Raw genomic sequence first — 15,856 nt, 5'->3', positions numbered from 1 at the left:
CTGCCGCAACACTGCGAATCATCCCGGATTCACCGTCGTCCCGGCCGCCACCCGGCGTCCGCCTGCCCCCTGGAGCCTGTCTTGCGCCTGCTGCCGCTCGCCTTCGCGATCACCCTGGCCACCGCCTGCGCCGTGGCGCCGGCCCAGGAGAACAAGCTGCCGGACATCGGCTCTTCGGCCGGCGAGCTGCTGACCCCGGCGCGCCAGGCCGAGTACGGCAAGATGATGCTGGCCGAGCTGCGCAGCTACGGCTACGTGCTCGAGGACCCGCTGATCGACGACTGGCTGCAGACCATGGGCACCCGGCTCGGCGCCAACAGCGACCAGCCGCAGCAGAAGTTCACCTTCTTCATGCTGCGCGACCGCCAGATCAACGCCTTCGCCACCCTCGGCGGCTACGTGGCGGTCAACGCCGGGCTGGTGCTGACCGCCGAGCGCGAGGACGAGGTGGCCGCGGTGCTGTCGCACGAGATCGCCCACGTCACCCAGCAGCACGTGCTGCGCGGGGTGGAGCGGGCGCAGCGCGACCAGATCCCGATCCTGCTCGGCATGCTCGCCGCGGTGGTCGCGGCGCAGCAGGCCGGTGGGCGCTCCAGCGGCGACGCCACCCAGGCGGCGATCGCCAGCGGCCTGGGGCTGATGCAGCAGCGGCAGATCGACTACACCCGCTCCAACGAATCGGAGGCCGACCGCCTGGGCATCCGCACCCTGGCGCGCAGCGGCTACGACGTCGACGCGATGGCCGGCTTCTTCGAACGCATGTCGCTGGCGATGCGCGGCAACCAGGGCGGCTACAGCACGCCCGACTTCCTGATGACCCACCCGGTCACCACCACCCGCATCAGCGAGGCCCGCGAGCGCGCCGAGCAGATGAAGAAGAACACCCTGACCCTGACCACCAGCGTGCCCGGCGGCACCCTGAAGGAGCGGGTCGATCCGAACGACGTGTCGCTGAGCCAGCCGCTGGGCGCGCCCAGCAACCCGCTATTGCCGGGCGGCCTGCAACTGCCGTTCGCCAACTACGCGCGCGGCCCCAGCGGCCAGTTCGAATGGGCCCGCGAGCGGCTGCGGGTGTTCAGCGCCAACACCCCGGCCGATGCGATCCGCGAGTACGAAGGCCTGCGCCAGGGCAGCAAGCAGGGCCTGAGCGATGCCCAGCGCTATGGCCTGGCGCTGGCCCGGCTGCGTGCCGGCGGCAGTGCGCAGGAGGTCGCGCAGACGCTGGAAAGCCTGCTGCAGGCACATCCGGACAACTGGTGGCTGACCGTGGCGGTGGCCGAGGCCGAGGCCAAGGCCGGCCGCAACCAGGCCGCCGACCAGCGCTTCGAGGCGCTGGTCAAGCGCATGCCCAGCAACCGGGCGGTGGCGCTGAGCTATGCGACCGCCCTCAACGAACAGGGCGGCCGCCAGGCTGGCCAACGCGCCCAGGCGGTGCTGCGGCCGTTGCTCGGGGCGGCCGCGGAGGACCCGGTGTTCCAGCACACCTTCGCCCGCGCCTGCGAACTGGCCGGCGACGACACCCGGGCCGGCGAGGCCTACGCCGAGGCGGCCTACCTGAACGGGCATCCGGAGCAGGCCCTGATCCAGCTGAGCAACCTGAAGAAGCGCAGCGACCTGGACTACGTGGCGCGCGCGCGCATCGACGCCCGCATCGCCGCGATCACCCCGACGGTGCTGGAACTGCGCCGCCAGGGCGTGCAGGACCCGGACATGCAACGGCGCTGAAACGCGCCCGTGTCAGGCGTCACTCAAACGTAATAAAACCGTAGTCTACTGGCGACCTTCCTCCCCAGTTCCACGGTGCCGTTGTGCAGAAACGCATCCTGATCGTCGACGACGAACCGGCCATCCGCGACATGGTCGCGTTCGCCCTGCGCAAGGGCGACTTCGAGCCGGTGCACGCCGGCGATGCCCGCGAAGCGCAGACCTCGATCGCCGACCGGGTCCCGGACCTGATCCTGCTGGACTGGATGCTGCCCGGCACCAGCGGCCTGGAACTGGCCCGGCGCTGGCGCAAGGATGCGATGACCCGCGAAGTACCGATCATCATGCTCACCGCCCGCGGCGAGGAGAACGACCGCGTCGGCGGCCTGGAGGCCGGCGTCGACGACTACGTGGTCAAGCCGTTCTCGGCACGCGAGCTGCTGGCGCGGATCCGCGCGGTGATGCGCCGCACCCGCGAGGACGACGAGGACGGCAGCGTCTCGGTCGGCAGCCTGCGCATCGACGGCGCCGCGCACCGGGTGTTCGCCGGCGAGGCGCCGGTGCCGATCGGCCCGACCGAGTACCGCCTGCTGCACTTCTTCATGACCCATCCCGAGCGCGTCTACAGCCGCGCGCAGTTGCTCGATCACGTCTGGGGCGGCAGCGTCTACGTGGAAGAGCGCACCATCGACGTGCACATCCGCCGCCTGCGCAAGACGCTGGAGCCGTTCTCGGTGGAAAACATGGTGCAGACCGTCCGCGGTTCCGGCTATCGCTTCTCTGCGTCCATCTGACCGCCGCCTTCGCCTGCTATAACGGCGGACGGATCACGATCCTTTGCGACAGAGTGCGTTCCCGATGCCCCGCCACATCCGCTCCGCCTGGTTGAAGACCCTCGGCACGCTCGCCGGCCTGCTGTTGCTGGCGTTGCTGATCGGCTGGATCGGCGGCCATGTGTGGATGGCGCTGACCCTGATGTCGCTGGGGGTGATGGGCTGGCACTACTGGCGGCTGCGGCGGGTGCTGCGGCGGCTGACCGCGCGCCAGCGTTGGGAGCCGCCGGCCGGCACCGGCGTGTGGAACGAACTGGACCGGCTGTTGTACCGCAGCCAGGCGGAAATGCGCGTGCGCAAGCGGCGCCTGCTGGACATGCTGCGCGCCTACCGCGCCGCCGCCGCGGCACTGCCCGACGCGGTGGTGGTGGTGGACCGCAACAGCCAGCGCATCCAGTGGTTCAACGAGGCGGCCGGCACCCTGCTCGGCCTGCGCCACCCCGGCGATCTCGGTGCGCCGGTGGTGGAGCGGCTGCAGCCGATGCCGCTTGCCCACTGGCTCAGCGGCGGCCGCAACGCCGAGCCGATGCTGGACATGCCCTCGCCGGTCGACGACCGCCTGCGCCTGAACCTGCGCCTGATTCCCTATTCCGACGACCACTGGCTGCTGGTCGCGCGCGACGTCAGCAAGCTGCTGCAACTGGAGCAGGTGCGCCGCGATTTCGTCGCCAACGTCTCGCACGAGTTGCGCACGCCGCTGACCGTGGTCCACGGCTACCTGGACATGCTCGACCCGGAGGACTTTCCGGATTCGGGGCCGATGATCGCCGAGATGCGCAAGCAGTCGCAGCGCATGACCCAGTTGGTCGAGGATCTGCTGACCCTGTCGCGGCTGGAATCGCAGGAACACGCCAACGAGGAGTCGATCGCGATGGCGCCGATGCTGGCCACGCTGCGCCGCGAGGCCGAGGCGCACAGCCAGGGCCGGCACCGCATCGAGGTCCACGACGAGGCCGATTGCGACCTGGTCGGCTCCAACAAGGAACTGCACAGCGCCTTCTCCAACCTGGTCACCAACGCGGTGCGCTATACCGCGGCCGGCGGCACCATCCGCATCACCTTCGCCCGCGAGGGCGATGGCGCGGTGCTGGCGGTGCGCGACAGCGGCTACGGCATTCCCGCGCATCACCTGCCGCGGATCACCGAGCGCTTCTACCGCGTCTCCAGCAGCCGCTCGCGCGAGAGCGGTGGCACCGGCCTGGGCCTGTCGATCGTCAAGCACGTCCTGGGCCTGCACCAGGCGCGGCTGGAGATCGAGAGCGAAGTCGGCAAGGGCAGTACCTTCTCCTGCCACTTCGGCGCCGGGCGCGTGCATCCGCGGCACGACCATGCCACCCTGACCTCCGCCTAACGAGAGACACCATGCCCCGCCGCGCCCCTGCCCTGCCGCCCACGCCGCCCCCGGACATTCCCAGCGACCCGCTGCGCGACCCCGCGCTGTACATCAACCGCGAGCTGTCGCAACTGGACTTCAACTTCCGGGTGCTGGCGCAGGCGCAGGATCCGCAGGTGCCGTTGCTGGAGCGGCTGCGTTTCCTGTGCATCTCCTGCACCAACCTCGACGAGTTCTTCGAGATCCGCGCCGCCACCGTGCGCCACGCGCAGGAATTCGGGCTGCCGCCGGCGCCGGACGGGATGAGCCCCAACGCCATCCTCACCTCGATCCACGACCGCGCCGCGCAACTGGTCGACCTGCAGTACCGCTGCTGGAACGAGGTGCTGCGCCCGGCGCTGAAGGACGCCGGCATCGGCGTGCTCGGCCGGCATTCCTGGAACGCGCGGCAGAAGCGCTGGCTGCGCGCCTACTTCCGCAACGAGATCATGCCGGTGCTGTCGCCGCTGGGGCTGGACCCGGCGCACCCGTTCCCGAAGATCCTCAACAAGTCGCTGAACATCGTGGTGGTGCTCAAGGGCACCGACGCGTTCGGCCGCGTCGGCCACCTGGCGATCGTGCGCGCGCCGCGCTCGCTGCCGCGCATCATCCAGTTGCCCGAAAGCCTGGCCGAGGGCGGCCAGAGCTTCGTGTTCCTGTCCTCGGTGCTGTCCACCTTCGTCGACGAACTGTTCCCGGGCATGGAGGTGATGGGTTCCTACCAGTTCCGTGTCACCCGCAACTCGGAACTGGTGGTGGACGAGGAGGAAGTGGAGAACCTTGCGCTGGCGCTGCGCGACGAACTGGTCAATCGCGGCTACCGGCCGGCGGTGCGGCTGGAAATCGCCGAGGACTGCCCGAAATCGATCGTGCGCACCCTGCTGCAGAACTTCGAACTGCCGGAAAACGCGGTCTACCGGATCAACGGCCCGGTCAACCTGAGCCGGGTCAACCAGGTCTACGACCTGGTGCAGCGCCCGGACCTGAAGTATCCGGCGATGAATCCGCGCACCCTGCGCGACAGCGAAGGCATCTTCGAGATCGCCGCCGCCGGCGACGTGCTGCTGCACCACCCGTTCGACGCCTTCACCGCGGTGCTGGACCTGATCAAGCAGGCCGCGATCGACCCCAACGTGCTGGCGATCAAGCAGACCCTGTACCGCACCGGCAAGGACTCGGCGATCGTCGATGCGCTGGTGCTGGCCGCGCGCAACGGCAAGGACGTCACCGTGGTGGTGGAACTGCGCGCGCGCTTTGACGAAGAGGCCAACCTGGGCCTGGCCGACCGTCTGCAGGAAGCCGGCGTGCAGGTGGTGTACGGCGTGGTCGGCTACAAGACCCACGCCAAGATGCTGCTGATCGTGCGTCGCGAGGGCCGCAAGCTGCGCCGCTACGTGCACCTGGGCACCGGCAACTACCACAGCGGTACCGCGCGCGCCTACACCGACCTGAGCCTGATCACCGCCGATGTCGACATCGGCAACGACGTGCACCTGCTGTTCCAGCAGTTGTCCGGGCTGGCGCCGAAGATCCGCCTCAAGCGCCTGCTGCAATCGCCCTTCACCCTGCACCCGGGCGTGCTGCACCGGATCGAACGCGAGACCAAGCTGGCGCATGCCGGCCGCCCGGGCCGCATCATCGCCAAGATGAACGCGCTCAACGAGCCGCAGGTGATCCGCGCGCTGTACGCCGCCTCGCAGGCCGGGGTCAAGATCGACCTGATCGTGCGCGGCGCCTGCACCCTGCGCCCCGGCGTGCCGGGCGTCTCCGACAACATCCGGGTGCGCTCGATCGTCGGCCGCTTCCTCGAGCACAGCCGGGTCTACTGGTTCGGCAACGACGGTGCGCCGGAACTGTTCTGCGCCAGCGCCGACTGGCTGGAACGCAACCTGCTGCGGCGCGTGGAGACCGGCTTCCCGATCCTGGATCCGGACCTGGTCAAGCGCATCCACCGCGAGGTGCTGCAGAACTACCTGGCCGACAATCTCAACGCCTGGGAACTGGACGCCGACGGCAACTACCGCAAGCTGGCCCCCGGCCAGGACCAGCCGCCGCATTCGGCGCAACTGGCCCTGCTCGACGGGCTCTGAGCACACCGCGGCGCAGCGCCAACGGCGCGCGCCGCGCATCGGCTACCATTCCGCCATGCCTGCCACCTCCCCCACTCATCCGCCGCTGCGCGACGGCGACCTGCTGGCCGCCATCGACCTGGGTTCCAACAGCTTCCACATGGTCATCGCCCGCTATCAGCTCGGGCAGTTGCGGGTGGTGGACCGCCTGCGCGAGACCGTGCGCATGGCCGACGGCCTGGACAACAAGGGCGGGCTGTCCGCCGAGGCGCGACAGCGCGCGCTGGAATGCCTGGCGCGCTTCGGCCAGCGTATCCGCGACCTGCCCTCGCTGCGGGTACGCGCGCTGGCGACCAACACCGTGCGCCAGCTGCGCTCGCCACAGACCTTCCTGATTCCCGGCGAAACCGCGCTCGGCCATCCGATCGAAGTGGTCAGCGGCCGCGAGGAAGCGCGCCTGATCTACCTCGGCGTGGCCCACGCGCAGCCGCCCAAGCCGGACGAGCGCCGCCTGGTGATCGACATCGGCGGCGGCTCCACCGAGTTCATCATCGGCAGCGGCTTCCAGACCCTGGAACGCGAGAGCCTGCAGGCCGGCTGCATCGCCAGCACGCGGCGCTTCTTCCCGGGCGGCAAGCTGTCCAAGAAGAAGTGGAAGGACGCGCTGACCGAGATCGGCGCGGAGTTCCAGCAGTTCGCCGGGCAGTACCGTGCGCTGGGCTGGCACGAGGCGCTCGGCTCGTCGGGCACGCACAAGGCGATCGGCGAGATCTGCGCGGCGATGAAGCTGACCAAGGGCGCGATCACCGCCGAAGCGCTGCCGCAACTGCGCGACCGCCTGCTGCTGGCCAAGCGCATCGAGGACATCGACCTGCCCGGCCTGTCCACCGACCGCCGGCCGATCATCGCCGGCGGCGTGCTGGTGCTGGAGGCGGCGTTCCAGGCCCTGGGCCTGCAACGGCTGATGGTGAGCAAGGCGGCCATGCGCGAAGGCATCCTCTACGACATGCTCGGCCGCGGCGGCGAGAACGATCCGCGCGAAACCGCGATCGCCGCGCTGACCCAGCGCTACGGCATCGACGAGGCGCAGGCCGCGCGCGTGGAGCACACCGCGATGGCGCTGTTCGAGCAGGTCGCCGGCGATTGGGCGCTGGATGCCGACGACGCGCGCATGCTCGGCTGGGCCGCGCGCCTGCACGAGCTCGGCCAGGCCATCGCGCACAGCCAGTACCACGTGCACGGCGCCTACGTGCTGGAGCACTCGGACATCGCCGGCTTCTCGCGGCAGGAGCAGCAGGTGCTGGCCACGCTGGTGCGCACGCACCGCCGCAACGTGTCCAAGACCGCGTTCGACGCACTGCCCGACCGCCTGCTGCTCAGCGCCAAACGCAAGGCCGCGCTGCTGCGCCTGGCGGTGCTGCTGCACCGCGCGCACGAGGCCGACCCGATCCCGGCGCTGGAACTGAAAGCCGATGGCGCCAACCTGCACCTGATCCTGTCGCAGCCGTGGATCGAGTCGCGGCCGTTGCAGCGTGCCGACCTGATCGGCGAGGTCGAGGGCATGGCCGGGTTGGGGATCAACTTCCGGCCGTTTGTGGCTTGAGGGCTGGGATTCGGGATTCGGGATTCGGGATTCGGGATTCGGGATTCGGGATTCGGGATTCGGGATTCGGGACGGCAGCATGCTGTCCGCGGTCAAATCGTGGTCAAGCGATTTGATGAAAAAAGTGCCGTTTTTGGAAAGAAAAGCCGCTCCTCGCGAAGCCGCGACACCGCGGCTTTTTTGTGGGAGGGGCTTCAGCCCCGACGCCTTACCGATACCGCGTCGGGGCTGAAGCCCCTCCCACAGAAAAGCGGCACGGCGACGCACTTGCGAAAACCCCGAATCCCCAATCCCGAATCCCCAATCCCCGCTTTTGGCGTCATCGTTCCTACATGCGCTGGACATGTTCGCTTCACTGCATTGCGCGAGGATTTGTCAAACCGGAGCCCCCGCATGCGCTACGCGATCGTCACCGAGACGTATCCCCCTGAGGTCAACGGCGTCGCGCTGACCGTGCAGGGGCTGGAACTGGGGCTGCGCGCACGCGGCCATACCGTCGACGTGGTGCGTCCGCGCCAGCCCGGCGACGCCGACCCGGCGGATCTGCGGCTGGTGCGCGGTGCGGCGCTGCCGCGCTATCCCGGACTGAAGTTCGGCCTGCCCGCGCCGCGGCGCCTGACCAAGCTGTGGCAGGCGGCGCCGCCGGATGCGGTGTACATCGCCACCGAAGGCCCGCTGGGCTGGTCGGCGCTGCGCAGCGCGCGGCGCCTGGGCATTCCGATCGCCACCGGCTTCCACACCCGCTTCGACGAGTACCTGCCGCAGTACGGCGTGGCCTGGCTGCAGTCGACGGCGCTGCGCTGGATGCGGCGCTTCCACAACCAGGCCCAGGCGACCCTGGTGCCGACCCGCGAACTGCGCGACTTCCTCGCCACCCAGGGATTCGAGCGGGTGCGCCTGCTGGCGCGCGCGGTGGACAGCAAGCAGTTCGAGCCGCAGCGCCGCGATGCGCAGTTGCGCGCGCAGTGGGGCATGCAGGACGACGACTGCGCAGTGCTCTACGTGGGCCGCATCGCCTCGGAGAAGAATCTGCCGCTGGCGGTACGCGCATTCCGCCAGTTGCAGCAGCAGCGTCCGCGGGCGCGCTTCGTCTGGGTCGGCGACGGCCCGCTGCGCGAGCGCCTGGCGCAGGAGAATCCCGACTTCATCTTCTGCGGCATCCAGCGCGGCGACGCGCTGGCGCGACATTTCGCCAGCGGCGACCTGTTCCTGTTCCCCAGCCGCAGCGAGACCTTCGGCAACGTGACCCTGGAAGCGATGGCCAGCGGCGTCGCCACCGTCGCCTTCGACTACGGCGCGGCGCGCGAATACCTGCGCGACGGCATCAATGGTGCGGCGGTGGCCGACGACGAGGCCTTCATCGCCTCCGCGCTGCGCCTGGGCAGCGACGACGCGCTGCGCCGGCACCTGGGCGAGGCGGCCTGCGCGTCGATGCAGCAACTGCGCCCGGAGCGCGTGGTGGCCGATTTCGATGCCCTGCTCAACCAACTGGCGGACACCCGGAGGACGCATGTCGACGCGGCTTGAGATCCTGCGCGGGCACGAGACCCGCTGGTGCCGGCGCGCCAACCACTGGTGCCGGCGGCGCTCGGTGCGGCGCTTCTTCGCGGTGATCAGCCGCCTCGGCGACGGCGTGTTCTGGTACGCGCTGATGACCCTGCTGGTGCTGTGCGACGGCATGGACGGCGTGTTCGCCTCCGCGCACATGGCCGCCACCGGCGTGGTCGCGCTGAGCCTGTACAAGGGTCTGAAGCGCTGGACCCGCCGCCCGCGTCCGTACGCCGCCGATATGCGCATCCGCGCCTGGGTGGCGCCGCTGGACGAGTTCAGCTTCCCCTCCGGCCACACCCTGCACGCGGTGTCCTTCGGCATCGTCGCCCTCGCCTACTACCCCTGGCTGGCGCCGCTGCTAGTGCCCTTCATCGCCTGCGTGGCGCTGTCGCGGGTGGTGCTGGGCCTGCACTACCCCAGCGACGTGCTCGCCGCCACCGGCATCGGCGCGGTGTTGGCGGGCGTGTCGTTGTGGTTGGTTTGATGAGGAGCCGGGATTGGGGATTGGGGATTGGGGATTCGGGATGGCGTCCGGCCATCCCGGCAGTCAGCGTAGGAGCGGCTTCAGCCGCGACGCATGCAAGGCCAACGGGTCGCGGCTGAAGCCGCTCCTACGCAAAGCACCGCGACGCCTGCGCCCGCATCCGTTATCCAATCCCAAATCCCGAATCCCCAATCCCGGCCGTACTACAATGGCCGAATGACCACGCTGTTCATCTCCGACCTGCATCTGGACCCGGCACGGCCGGCGATCACCGCGCTGTTTCTCGACTTCCTGCGCGGCGAGGCGCGGCAGGCCGAGGCGTTGTACATCCTCGGCGACCTGTTCGAGGCCTGGATCGGCGACGACACGCCGTCCGAGGCGGCCGATGCGGTGGCGGTGGAACTGCACGCGCTGCATGAGGCAGGGGTGCCGCTGTTCTTCATGCACGGCAACCGCGACTTCCTGCTCGGCGCCGACTACGCGCAGCGCGCCGGCCTGCGCCTGCTGCCCGATCCCTGCGTGATCGATCTGTACGGCGAGCCGACCCTGCTGCTGCACGGCGATCTGCTGTGCACCGACGACACCGCCTACCAGACGTTCCGCGCGCAGACCCGCGACCCGGCCTTCCAGCAGCAGTTCCTGGCGCAGCCGCTGGCCGCGCGCATCGCCTACGCGCAGCAGGCACGCGCCGCCAGCCAGGCCCGCCAGGCCGACCTGAAGCAGGGCGACCGCGCGCAGTTCGAGACCGTCACCGACGTGGCGCCGGCCGAGGTCGCCGCCACCTTCGCCCGCTACGGCGTGGCGCGGATGATCCATGGCCACACCCACCGGCCGGCGGTGCACACGCTGGACGTGGAGGGCCGCGCCTGCACTCGCATCGTGCTCGGCGACTGGTACCAACAGGGTTCGGTGCTGCGCGTGAACGCGCAGGGCTGCCAGCTGCAACAGCTCTAGCGCCAGCGTCCGGCGCGCCCGCGCGCAGCCCGGCGATGCACCCGGCACTTCGCGGCAACGCATTTCCCTGCGACCGCGGCGCGGCTGCAGGACGGCGCCGAATAGCGCTTCGGCCCCGGATTCCGCAGGGCCGCTGATGACGGCGTCCAAGCGCATCTGGCCGTCTTTGCCCACCTCATGGAATGCGGCTATCGGCCCTGCAACCCGCGCGACGCCGACACCACTCACATCCGGGCCATCTCCCTTCACCGGCATTTCCTGGCCGCGCACCGCCGCGACCACACGCGTGACGCGTTGCGAAAATCCGCCGCTCAGGGCGAGCCGCCACCGGCTTGCTGCTGTCGCCACTGCGCGTATTCGACGAAGTCGCCGTCGACCACGTCGTACCACTGGATCGCGCCGGAGCGCTCGACGCGGAAGCGGTCGCGGACCGGCTCGGTCTGCGGGTCGCCCGGGCAGCCGTCGCCGTGCTTCTCGCGTACGGCGATCTCGATCGCCGCCGGCGCGGCGGCCTCGGGTGCGGCCGCTGCAGACGCTGCAGCGGAGGCGGCGTCCTCGTCGTCCTCGACGGCATAGCCCAGGCACTGCAGGTCGGGATAGGCATGATCGGCGGACAGGCGCGCCTGCAACACGTCCATCGCGCGGTTCCCGTCGAAGGTGTCGGCCGGTGCGGCCGGCAGGGTCGCCCGCGGCGCGTCGGTCTTGGCGGTCGGCGACGGGGTATCGGTCTGCCGGTCGGGAGCGGGGCCGCAGCCCGCGCTCAGCATCGCCAGCAGCAGCGCGGCCGGCAGTCGCATGCGCTTGAACATCGTCGATCCCAGGAAGTCGGTCGGCACCGGCCGCGCCGGCGCCGCTTCCCAGCATAGCCGAAGCGGACGCCGCCGCGCCCGCTCCGGCCGTCTTCGCTGCACGTGGCGCAGGCGTGCGGCCTGCGCCACGCGCGGGCCGGCTCAACGGAACCCGGCCACCGTCGCCTTGGTGTTGACCAGCACGCGCTGGTTGTCGGCGGTGCTGGCATTGCCCATCGGCACGCCGTTGTAGGACACGTTCGGGTTGGACCAGTAGTTCAGCCGCGGGCAGCTGCTGGTGCAGTTGTAGGCCATGATCGTGCGCCAGCTGTTGCCGTAGCGATAGCCGTGGCCATAGGCGTACGGCGAGGTGCTGGAGTCGGTGGCCACGTCGTGGCGCGCGCTCTGCAGGTGGCCGATCTCGTGGGCGAAGCTGTAGTAGCCGGTGGCGCAATCCCAGTACACCGCCGCGAACGCGGTGGCGGCGGTGGAACCGATGCCCGAGGCGAGGCCGCAATAGGCGGAGTTGTCGATGATCAGCACGCCGACGTCGGCCGCGGTGCTGTTGCGCGAGGTATGGATGCTGTCCATGTAGCCGTCGCTGGTGCCGCGGAAGCGGGTCAGGTCGGTGTTGAAGTCGCCGGACTCGGTGTAGTTGGTGGTCTCGTAGCCGGCCAGCTGCATGGTGATGCCGACGTTGCTGTTGGTGTAGCCCTGGTTGGACTCGGCCACCGCCAGCTGCACCAGCGACTGCATGTTGCCGCCGTAGCTGGTCACCGCCTTGTTGGTCGCCACCACCAGCACGCGGATGGTCGCGGGCGAGCCCGACGAGGCGCCGGCGGCGGTCACGCGTTCGTCGATCACCGACTGCGGCATCTGCACGGTCGGCAGCAGCGCGTAGTCGGCCGGATGCTCGGCCGGCATGCGCCGTTCGTCGACTTCCACCAGCACATGGCCGCCGCCGACGATCGGACGCAGGTGGAACAGCGTGCCGTTGCTGCGGATGCTGCCGGTGATGGTGTCGCCGCTGCGCACCAGGATCGCCGAGTTCAGCGGATCCAGGCCGGACAGCGCACGGGTCCGTGCCGCCGCGGCATTGCCGAGATTGCCGTACCAGATGCTGTTGCCGCCTTCCAATTGCTCGGTCTTCAACTGCGTGGCGGTGATGCGCTGGCCCAGCAGGTCCAGCTCGAGTTGCTTCTGTCCGGCGGTGACCGCGGCGGCGTTCACGCCGACCCGCTGCACCGCGCCGGTGGCGGGATTGGCCAGCAGGCGACTCAGCGCCGGCTCGCCGGCAATGGACTTGGAGACGTACTGGCTGCTCTGGAACAGGGGCGTTCCGGCCGCGGAGGCGGAACCGGCGACACACAGGGCAAGCATCGCGGTAAGGCTGCACATCGACTTCATGTCGGACTCCTGGGTGGTGAGTAGGGACGAACGTCGCCCCGCGCGCGGCCGGAAACGGGGGAGGCCGCGCGGGGGAGTTCGATTAGCCGCTCAGCCACCGTTCAGCGCAAGCAACAAATGCAGCGGGGTCTCCGCTCGGAGATAGGCGTCACAGAACGCGCGCGCCGCCGTTCATGCAGCCGCCTGCGCGTTGACGCGACACGCGCGCCGCGCCGCGGGGAACGCTGCCTCAGCCGGCCTGCTGCTGCAGCGCCAGCAATTCGTCCTCGTCGAACCCGGCCAGCAGGCGCGCCTGCAGGTTGAACGGGCCGTGCAGGTAGCCGCCGGCGTACTCGCGCAGCAAGGCGGCGAAGCGGGCGCGCGGCTCGATCCCCGCCTGCGCGCAGTACCAGCGGTACCAGCGCGAGCCGGCGGCCACGTGCGCCACTTCCTCGCGCAGGATGATGTCCAGGATGTCGGCGGTGGCGTCGTCGCCGAGCGCGCGCAGCTTGGCGATCATGCCCGGGGTCACGTCCAGGCCGCGCGCCTCCAGCACGCGCGGCACCAGCGCCATCCGCGCCAGGCCGTCGTGCGCGGTCTTCTCGCACATCTCCCACAGGCCGTTGTGCGCGGCGAAATCGCCGTAGGCATGGCCCAGCGCGCGCAGGCGGTCGTGCAGCAGCACGAAATGGCGCGATTCGTCGTCCGCCACCGCCACCCAATCGGCGTAGAACGCCGGCGGCAGGCCGCGGAAGCGGTAGACCGCGTCCCAGGCCAGGTCGATGGCGTTGAGCTCGATGTGGGCGATGGCGTGGATGAACGCCGCACGGCCCTCGGCGCTGCCGAGGCCGCGCCGTGGCAACTCGCGCGGATGCACCAGCAGCGGCCGCGGCGGCCGCCCCGGCATGCGGATCGGCTCGGGCGCCGGCGCCGCGGCCGGCACCGCGAGCGCGCCGTCGCGCCAGGCCGCGGCATGGCGCTGGGTCAGCGCGACCTTCTCGTCGGGGTCGGCGGCGTCCAGGCAGGCGCGCGCGGCCTGGTACAGGTCGCCGTTCACGGCACCACCGACGGATGCGCTGCCGCCTGCCGCCGTTGCAGCCAGGTGCGCTGGGCCTGCTCGCAGCGGTTGCCGGGCACCTTGAACACACAGTCCACGCGATGCGCGCAGGCCAGGGCGAAGGCACTGCGGCGGTCGGCCGCAGGCGGTTCGGGGATGTTGGCCAGCGGTGCGCTCGACGGCCAGCCGGCGTCGACGCCGATGCCGGCGGCGAGCAGGCGCGCCGTGCCGTCGCGGCAATCCACGGCATACCCCCACTGCGGCGCATCGGCGCGCACGTCGTCGGAGGAGCGCTGCGCACGCAGGCGCAGGAGCAGCAGGTCCTCGCCGATGCGCTGCGCGCCGGCGATCGCCAGCGGTGCGCGGTAGCCCGGCTGCAGCACCGCCAACTGGTCCGGGGCCATGTACAGCTGCAGCATGGTCAACTGCGCACTCGGCACGCTGCCGTCGCGCAGGCGCGGGTCGTCCAGCGCCTGCACCGGCCGCGTGGCGTCGTCAGCAGTGCAGCCGCCGCACAGCGCGGCCAGGCCCGCCAGCGCGAGCATGCGCCGCGCCCGGGCGCGGCGGCGGGACTCAGGCACGGCGCTTGCGCTTGGCCTCGTCCGAGCGCAGCTGCATGATCCGCTCGAAATAGCCGGGTTCGATGCCGGTGGTGTACTGGCCGTTGAAGCACGAGGAGTCGAACGCCTTCAGTTCCGGGTTGCCCTCGCGCACCGCGGTCTCCAGGTCTTCCAGGTCCTGGTAGATCAGCCAGTCGCAGCCGAGGAATTCCTGGATCTCCTGCTCGCTGCGGCCATGCGCGACCAGTTCGTCGGCGGCCGGCATGTCGATGCCGTAGATGTTGGGATAGCGCACCGGCGGCGCGGCGCTGGCCAGGTACACCTTGCGCGCGCCGGCGTCGCGCGCCATCTGCACGATCTGCCGGCTGGTGGTGCCGCGCACGATCGAATCGTCGACCAGCAGCACCACGCGGTTGCGGAATTCCAGGTGGATCGGGTTGAGCTTGCGGCGCACCGACTTCACCCGCTCGCCCTGCCCCGGCATGATGAAGGTGCGGCCGATGTAGCGGTTCTTGACGAAGCCCTCGCGGTACTTCACCCCGAGCACGTTGGAGATCTCCAGCGCGGCGTCGCGCGAGGTGTCCGGGATCGGGATGATGGTGTCGATGTCGTGGTCCGGGCGCAGGCGCAGAATCTTCTCGCCCAGCTTCATGCCCATGCGCATGCGCGCCTTGTGCACCGAGACGTTGTCGATCATCGAGTCCGGCCGCGCGAAGTACACGTACTCGAAGATGCACGGGGTGTGGTCGGTGGGCGAGGCGCAGACCTCGGAGAACAGCTCGCCGCGGCCGGTGATCACCAGCGCTTCGCCGGGGCGCACGTCGCGCACGCGGGTGAAGCCGAGGATGTCCAGCGCCGAGGACTCGGAGGCGACGATGTACTCGTCGCCCTCCACGCTCTCGCGCTTGCCCAGCACCAGCGGACGGATGCCGTGCGGATCGCGGAACGCGACCAGGCCCAGGCCCAGCACCACGCTGACCACCGCATAGCCGCCCTTGCAGCGGCGGTGCACGCCGGCCACGGCGCGGATCGCCGCCTCCGGGGTGAGCATGCGCTGCGCGTCCAGTTCGTAGGCGAACACGTTCAGCAGCACTTCGCTGTCCGAATCGGTGTTGATGTTGCGGCGGTCGGCCTCGAACACCTGCTGGCGCAGGGCCTCGGTATTGACCAGGTTGCCGTTGTGGGCCAGCGCGATGCCGTACGGCGAATTCACGTAGAACGGCTGCGCCTCGTCCATGCCTTCCGAGCCGGCGGTCGGATAGCGGCAATGGGCGATGCCGACGCGGCCTTCCAGCACCGCCATGCGCTTCTCGTCGAAGACGTCGCGGACCAGCCCGTTGGCCTTCTGCACGCGCAGACGCGTACCGTCGGCGGTGGCGATGCCCGCCGCGTCCTGGCCGCGGTGCTGCAGCACGGCCAGGCCGTCATAGAGTTGCCCGGCCACGTTCTGGTTGCCGACGATTCCGACGATGCCACACATGTCAACGCTCTCCGC

General features: G+C 70.1%; 13 protein-coding genes. 8 read left to right on the top strand and 5 right to left on the bottom strand.

Going from position 1 to position 15,856, the window contains the following annotated elements:
• Positions 1–81: 81 nt before the first annotated feature.
• The 8 genes from PIQ37_RS14035 (at position 82) to lpxH (ending at position 10,570) form a co-directional block, all read left to right on the top strand.
• A complete protein-coding gene (locus PIQ37_RS14035; RefSeq protein WP_342073917.1) occupies positions 82–1,725 on the top strand; it encodes a M48 family metalloprotease in 1,644 nt (547 codons plus the stop codon).
• A gap of 83 nt (positions 1,726–1,808) precedes the next feature.
• A complete protein-coding gene (phoB, locus tag PIQ37_RS14030; protein ID WP_017907838.1) occupies positions 1,809–2,498 on the top strand; it encodes a phosphate regulon transcriptional regulator PhoB in 690 nt (229 codons plus the stop codon).
• 64 nt (positions 2,499–2,562) lie between these two features.
• Entirely contained in the window at positions 2,563–3,888 is a 1,326-nt protein-coding gene (gene phoR / locus PIQ37_RS14025) for a phosphate regulon sensor histidine kinase PhoR (protein WP_017907839.1), read from the top strand.
• 11 nt (positions 3,889–3,899) lie between these two features.
• Positions 3,900–5,999: a polyphosphate kinase 1 gene (gene ppk1, locus PIQ37_RS14020; protein WP_342073916.1), complete on the top strand. Its 2,100-nt coding sequence runs from the start codon at positions 3,900–3,902 to the stop codon at positions 5,997–5,999.
• 55 nt (positions 6,000–6,054) lie between these two features.
• Entirely contained in the window at positions 6,055–7,581 is a 1,527-nt protein-coding gene (gene ppx / locus PIQ37_RS14015; RefSeq protein WP_342073915.1) for an exopolyphosphatase, read from the top strand.
• Positions 7,582–7,974: 393 nt separating this feature from the next.
• On the top strand, positions 7,975–9,108 hold the full coding sequence (locus PIQ37_RS14010; protein WP_342073914.1) for a glycosyltransferase family 4 protein: 1,134 nt from the start codon (positions 7,975–7,977) through the stop codon (positions 9,106–9,108).
• Positions 9,092–9,616 carry a phosphatase PAP2 family protein gene (locus tag PIQ37_RS14005; RefSeq protein ID WP_342073913.1) on the top strand — a complete coding sequence of 175 codons (525 nt, stop codon included), beginning with the start codon at positions 9,092–9,094 and terminating at the stop codon, positions 9,614–9,616. The genes PIQ37_RS14010 and PIQ37_RS14005 overlap by 17 nt, the downstream gene beginning before the upstream one ends.
• A 216-nt stretch (positions 9,617–9,832) precedes the next feature.
• A complete protein-coding gene (gene lpxH / locus PIQ37_RS14000) occupies positions 9,833–10,570 on the top strand; it encodes a UDP-2,3-diacylglucosamine diphosphatase (protein ID WP_342073912.1) in 738 nt (245 codons plus the stop codon).
• Between the two features lie 311 nt (positions 10,571–10,881).
• Here lpxH and PIQ37_RS13995 read toward each other — a convergent pair whose 3' ends face one another.
• The 5 genes from PIQ37_RS13995 to purF form a co-directional block, all read right to left on the bottom strand.
• Positions 10,882–11,406: a hypothetical protein gene (locus PIQ37_RS13995; protein ID WP_407136710.1), complete on the bottom strand. Its 525-nt coding sequence runs from the start codon at positions 11,404–11,406 to the stop codon at positions 10,882–10,884.
• Between the two features lie 114 nt (positions 11,407–11,520).
• The gene (locus tag PIQ37_RS13990; protein ID WP_342073911.1) at positions 11,521–12,765 is read right to left on the bottom strand and encodes a zinc-dependent metalloprotease; all 1,245 of its coding nucleotides are present in this window, start codon (positions 12,763–12,765) and stop codon (positions 11,521–11,523) included.
• 229 nt (positions 12,766–12,994) lie between these two features.
• Positions 12,995–13,801, bottom strand: a complete 807-nt coding sequence (locus PIQ37_RS13985) for a ferritin-like domain-containing protein (protein ID WP_407136708.1) — start codon at positions 13,799–13,801, stop codon at positions 12,995–12,997.
• Positions 13,798–14,346: a hypothetical protein gene (locus tag PIQ37_RS13980; protein WP_342073910.1), complete on the bottom strand. Its 549-nt coding sequence runs from the start codon at positions 14,344–14,346 to the stop codon at positions 13,798–13,800. The genes PIQ37_RS13985 and PIQ37_RS13980 overlap by 4 nt, the downstream gene beginning before the upstream one ends.
• 28 nt (positions 14,347–14,374) lie before the next feature.
• Entirely contained in the window at positions 14,375–15,841 is a 1,467-nt protein-coding gene (purF, locus tag PIQ37_RS13975; RefSeq protein ID WP_017913998.1) for an amidophosphoribosyltransferase, read from the bottom strand.
• Positions 15,842–15,856 lie beyond the last annotated feature (15 nt).

It is taken from the genome of Xanthomonas protegens, from assembly GCF_038442435.1.
Classification (GTDB): domain Bacteria; phylum Pseudomonadota; class Gammaproteobacteria; order Xanthomonadales; family Xanthomonadaceae; genus Xanthomonas_A; species Xanthomonas_A sontii.
The sequence above is the reverse complement of the archived record's forward strand: the minus strand, read 5'-3'. Positions and strand labels throughout refer to the sequence as shown.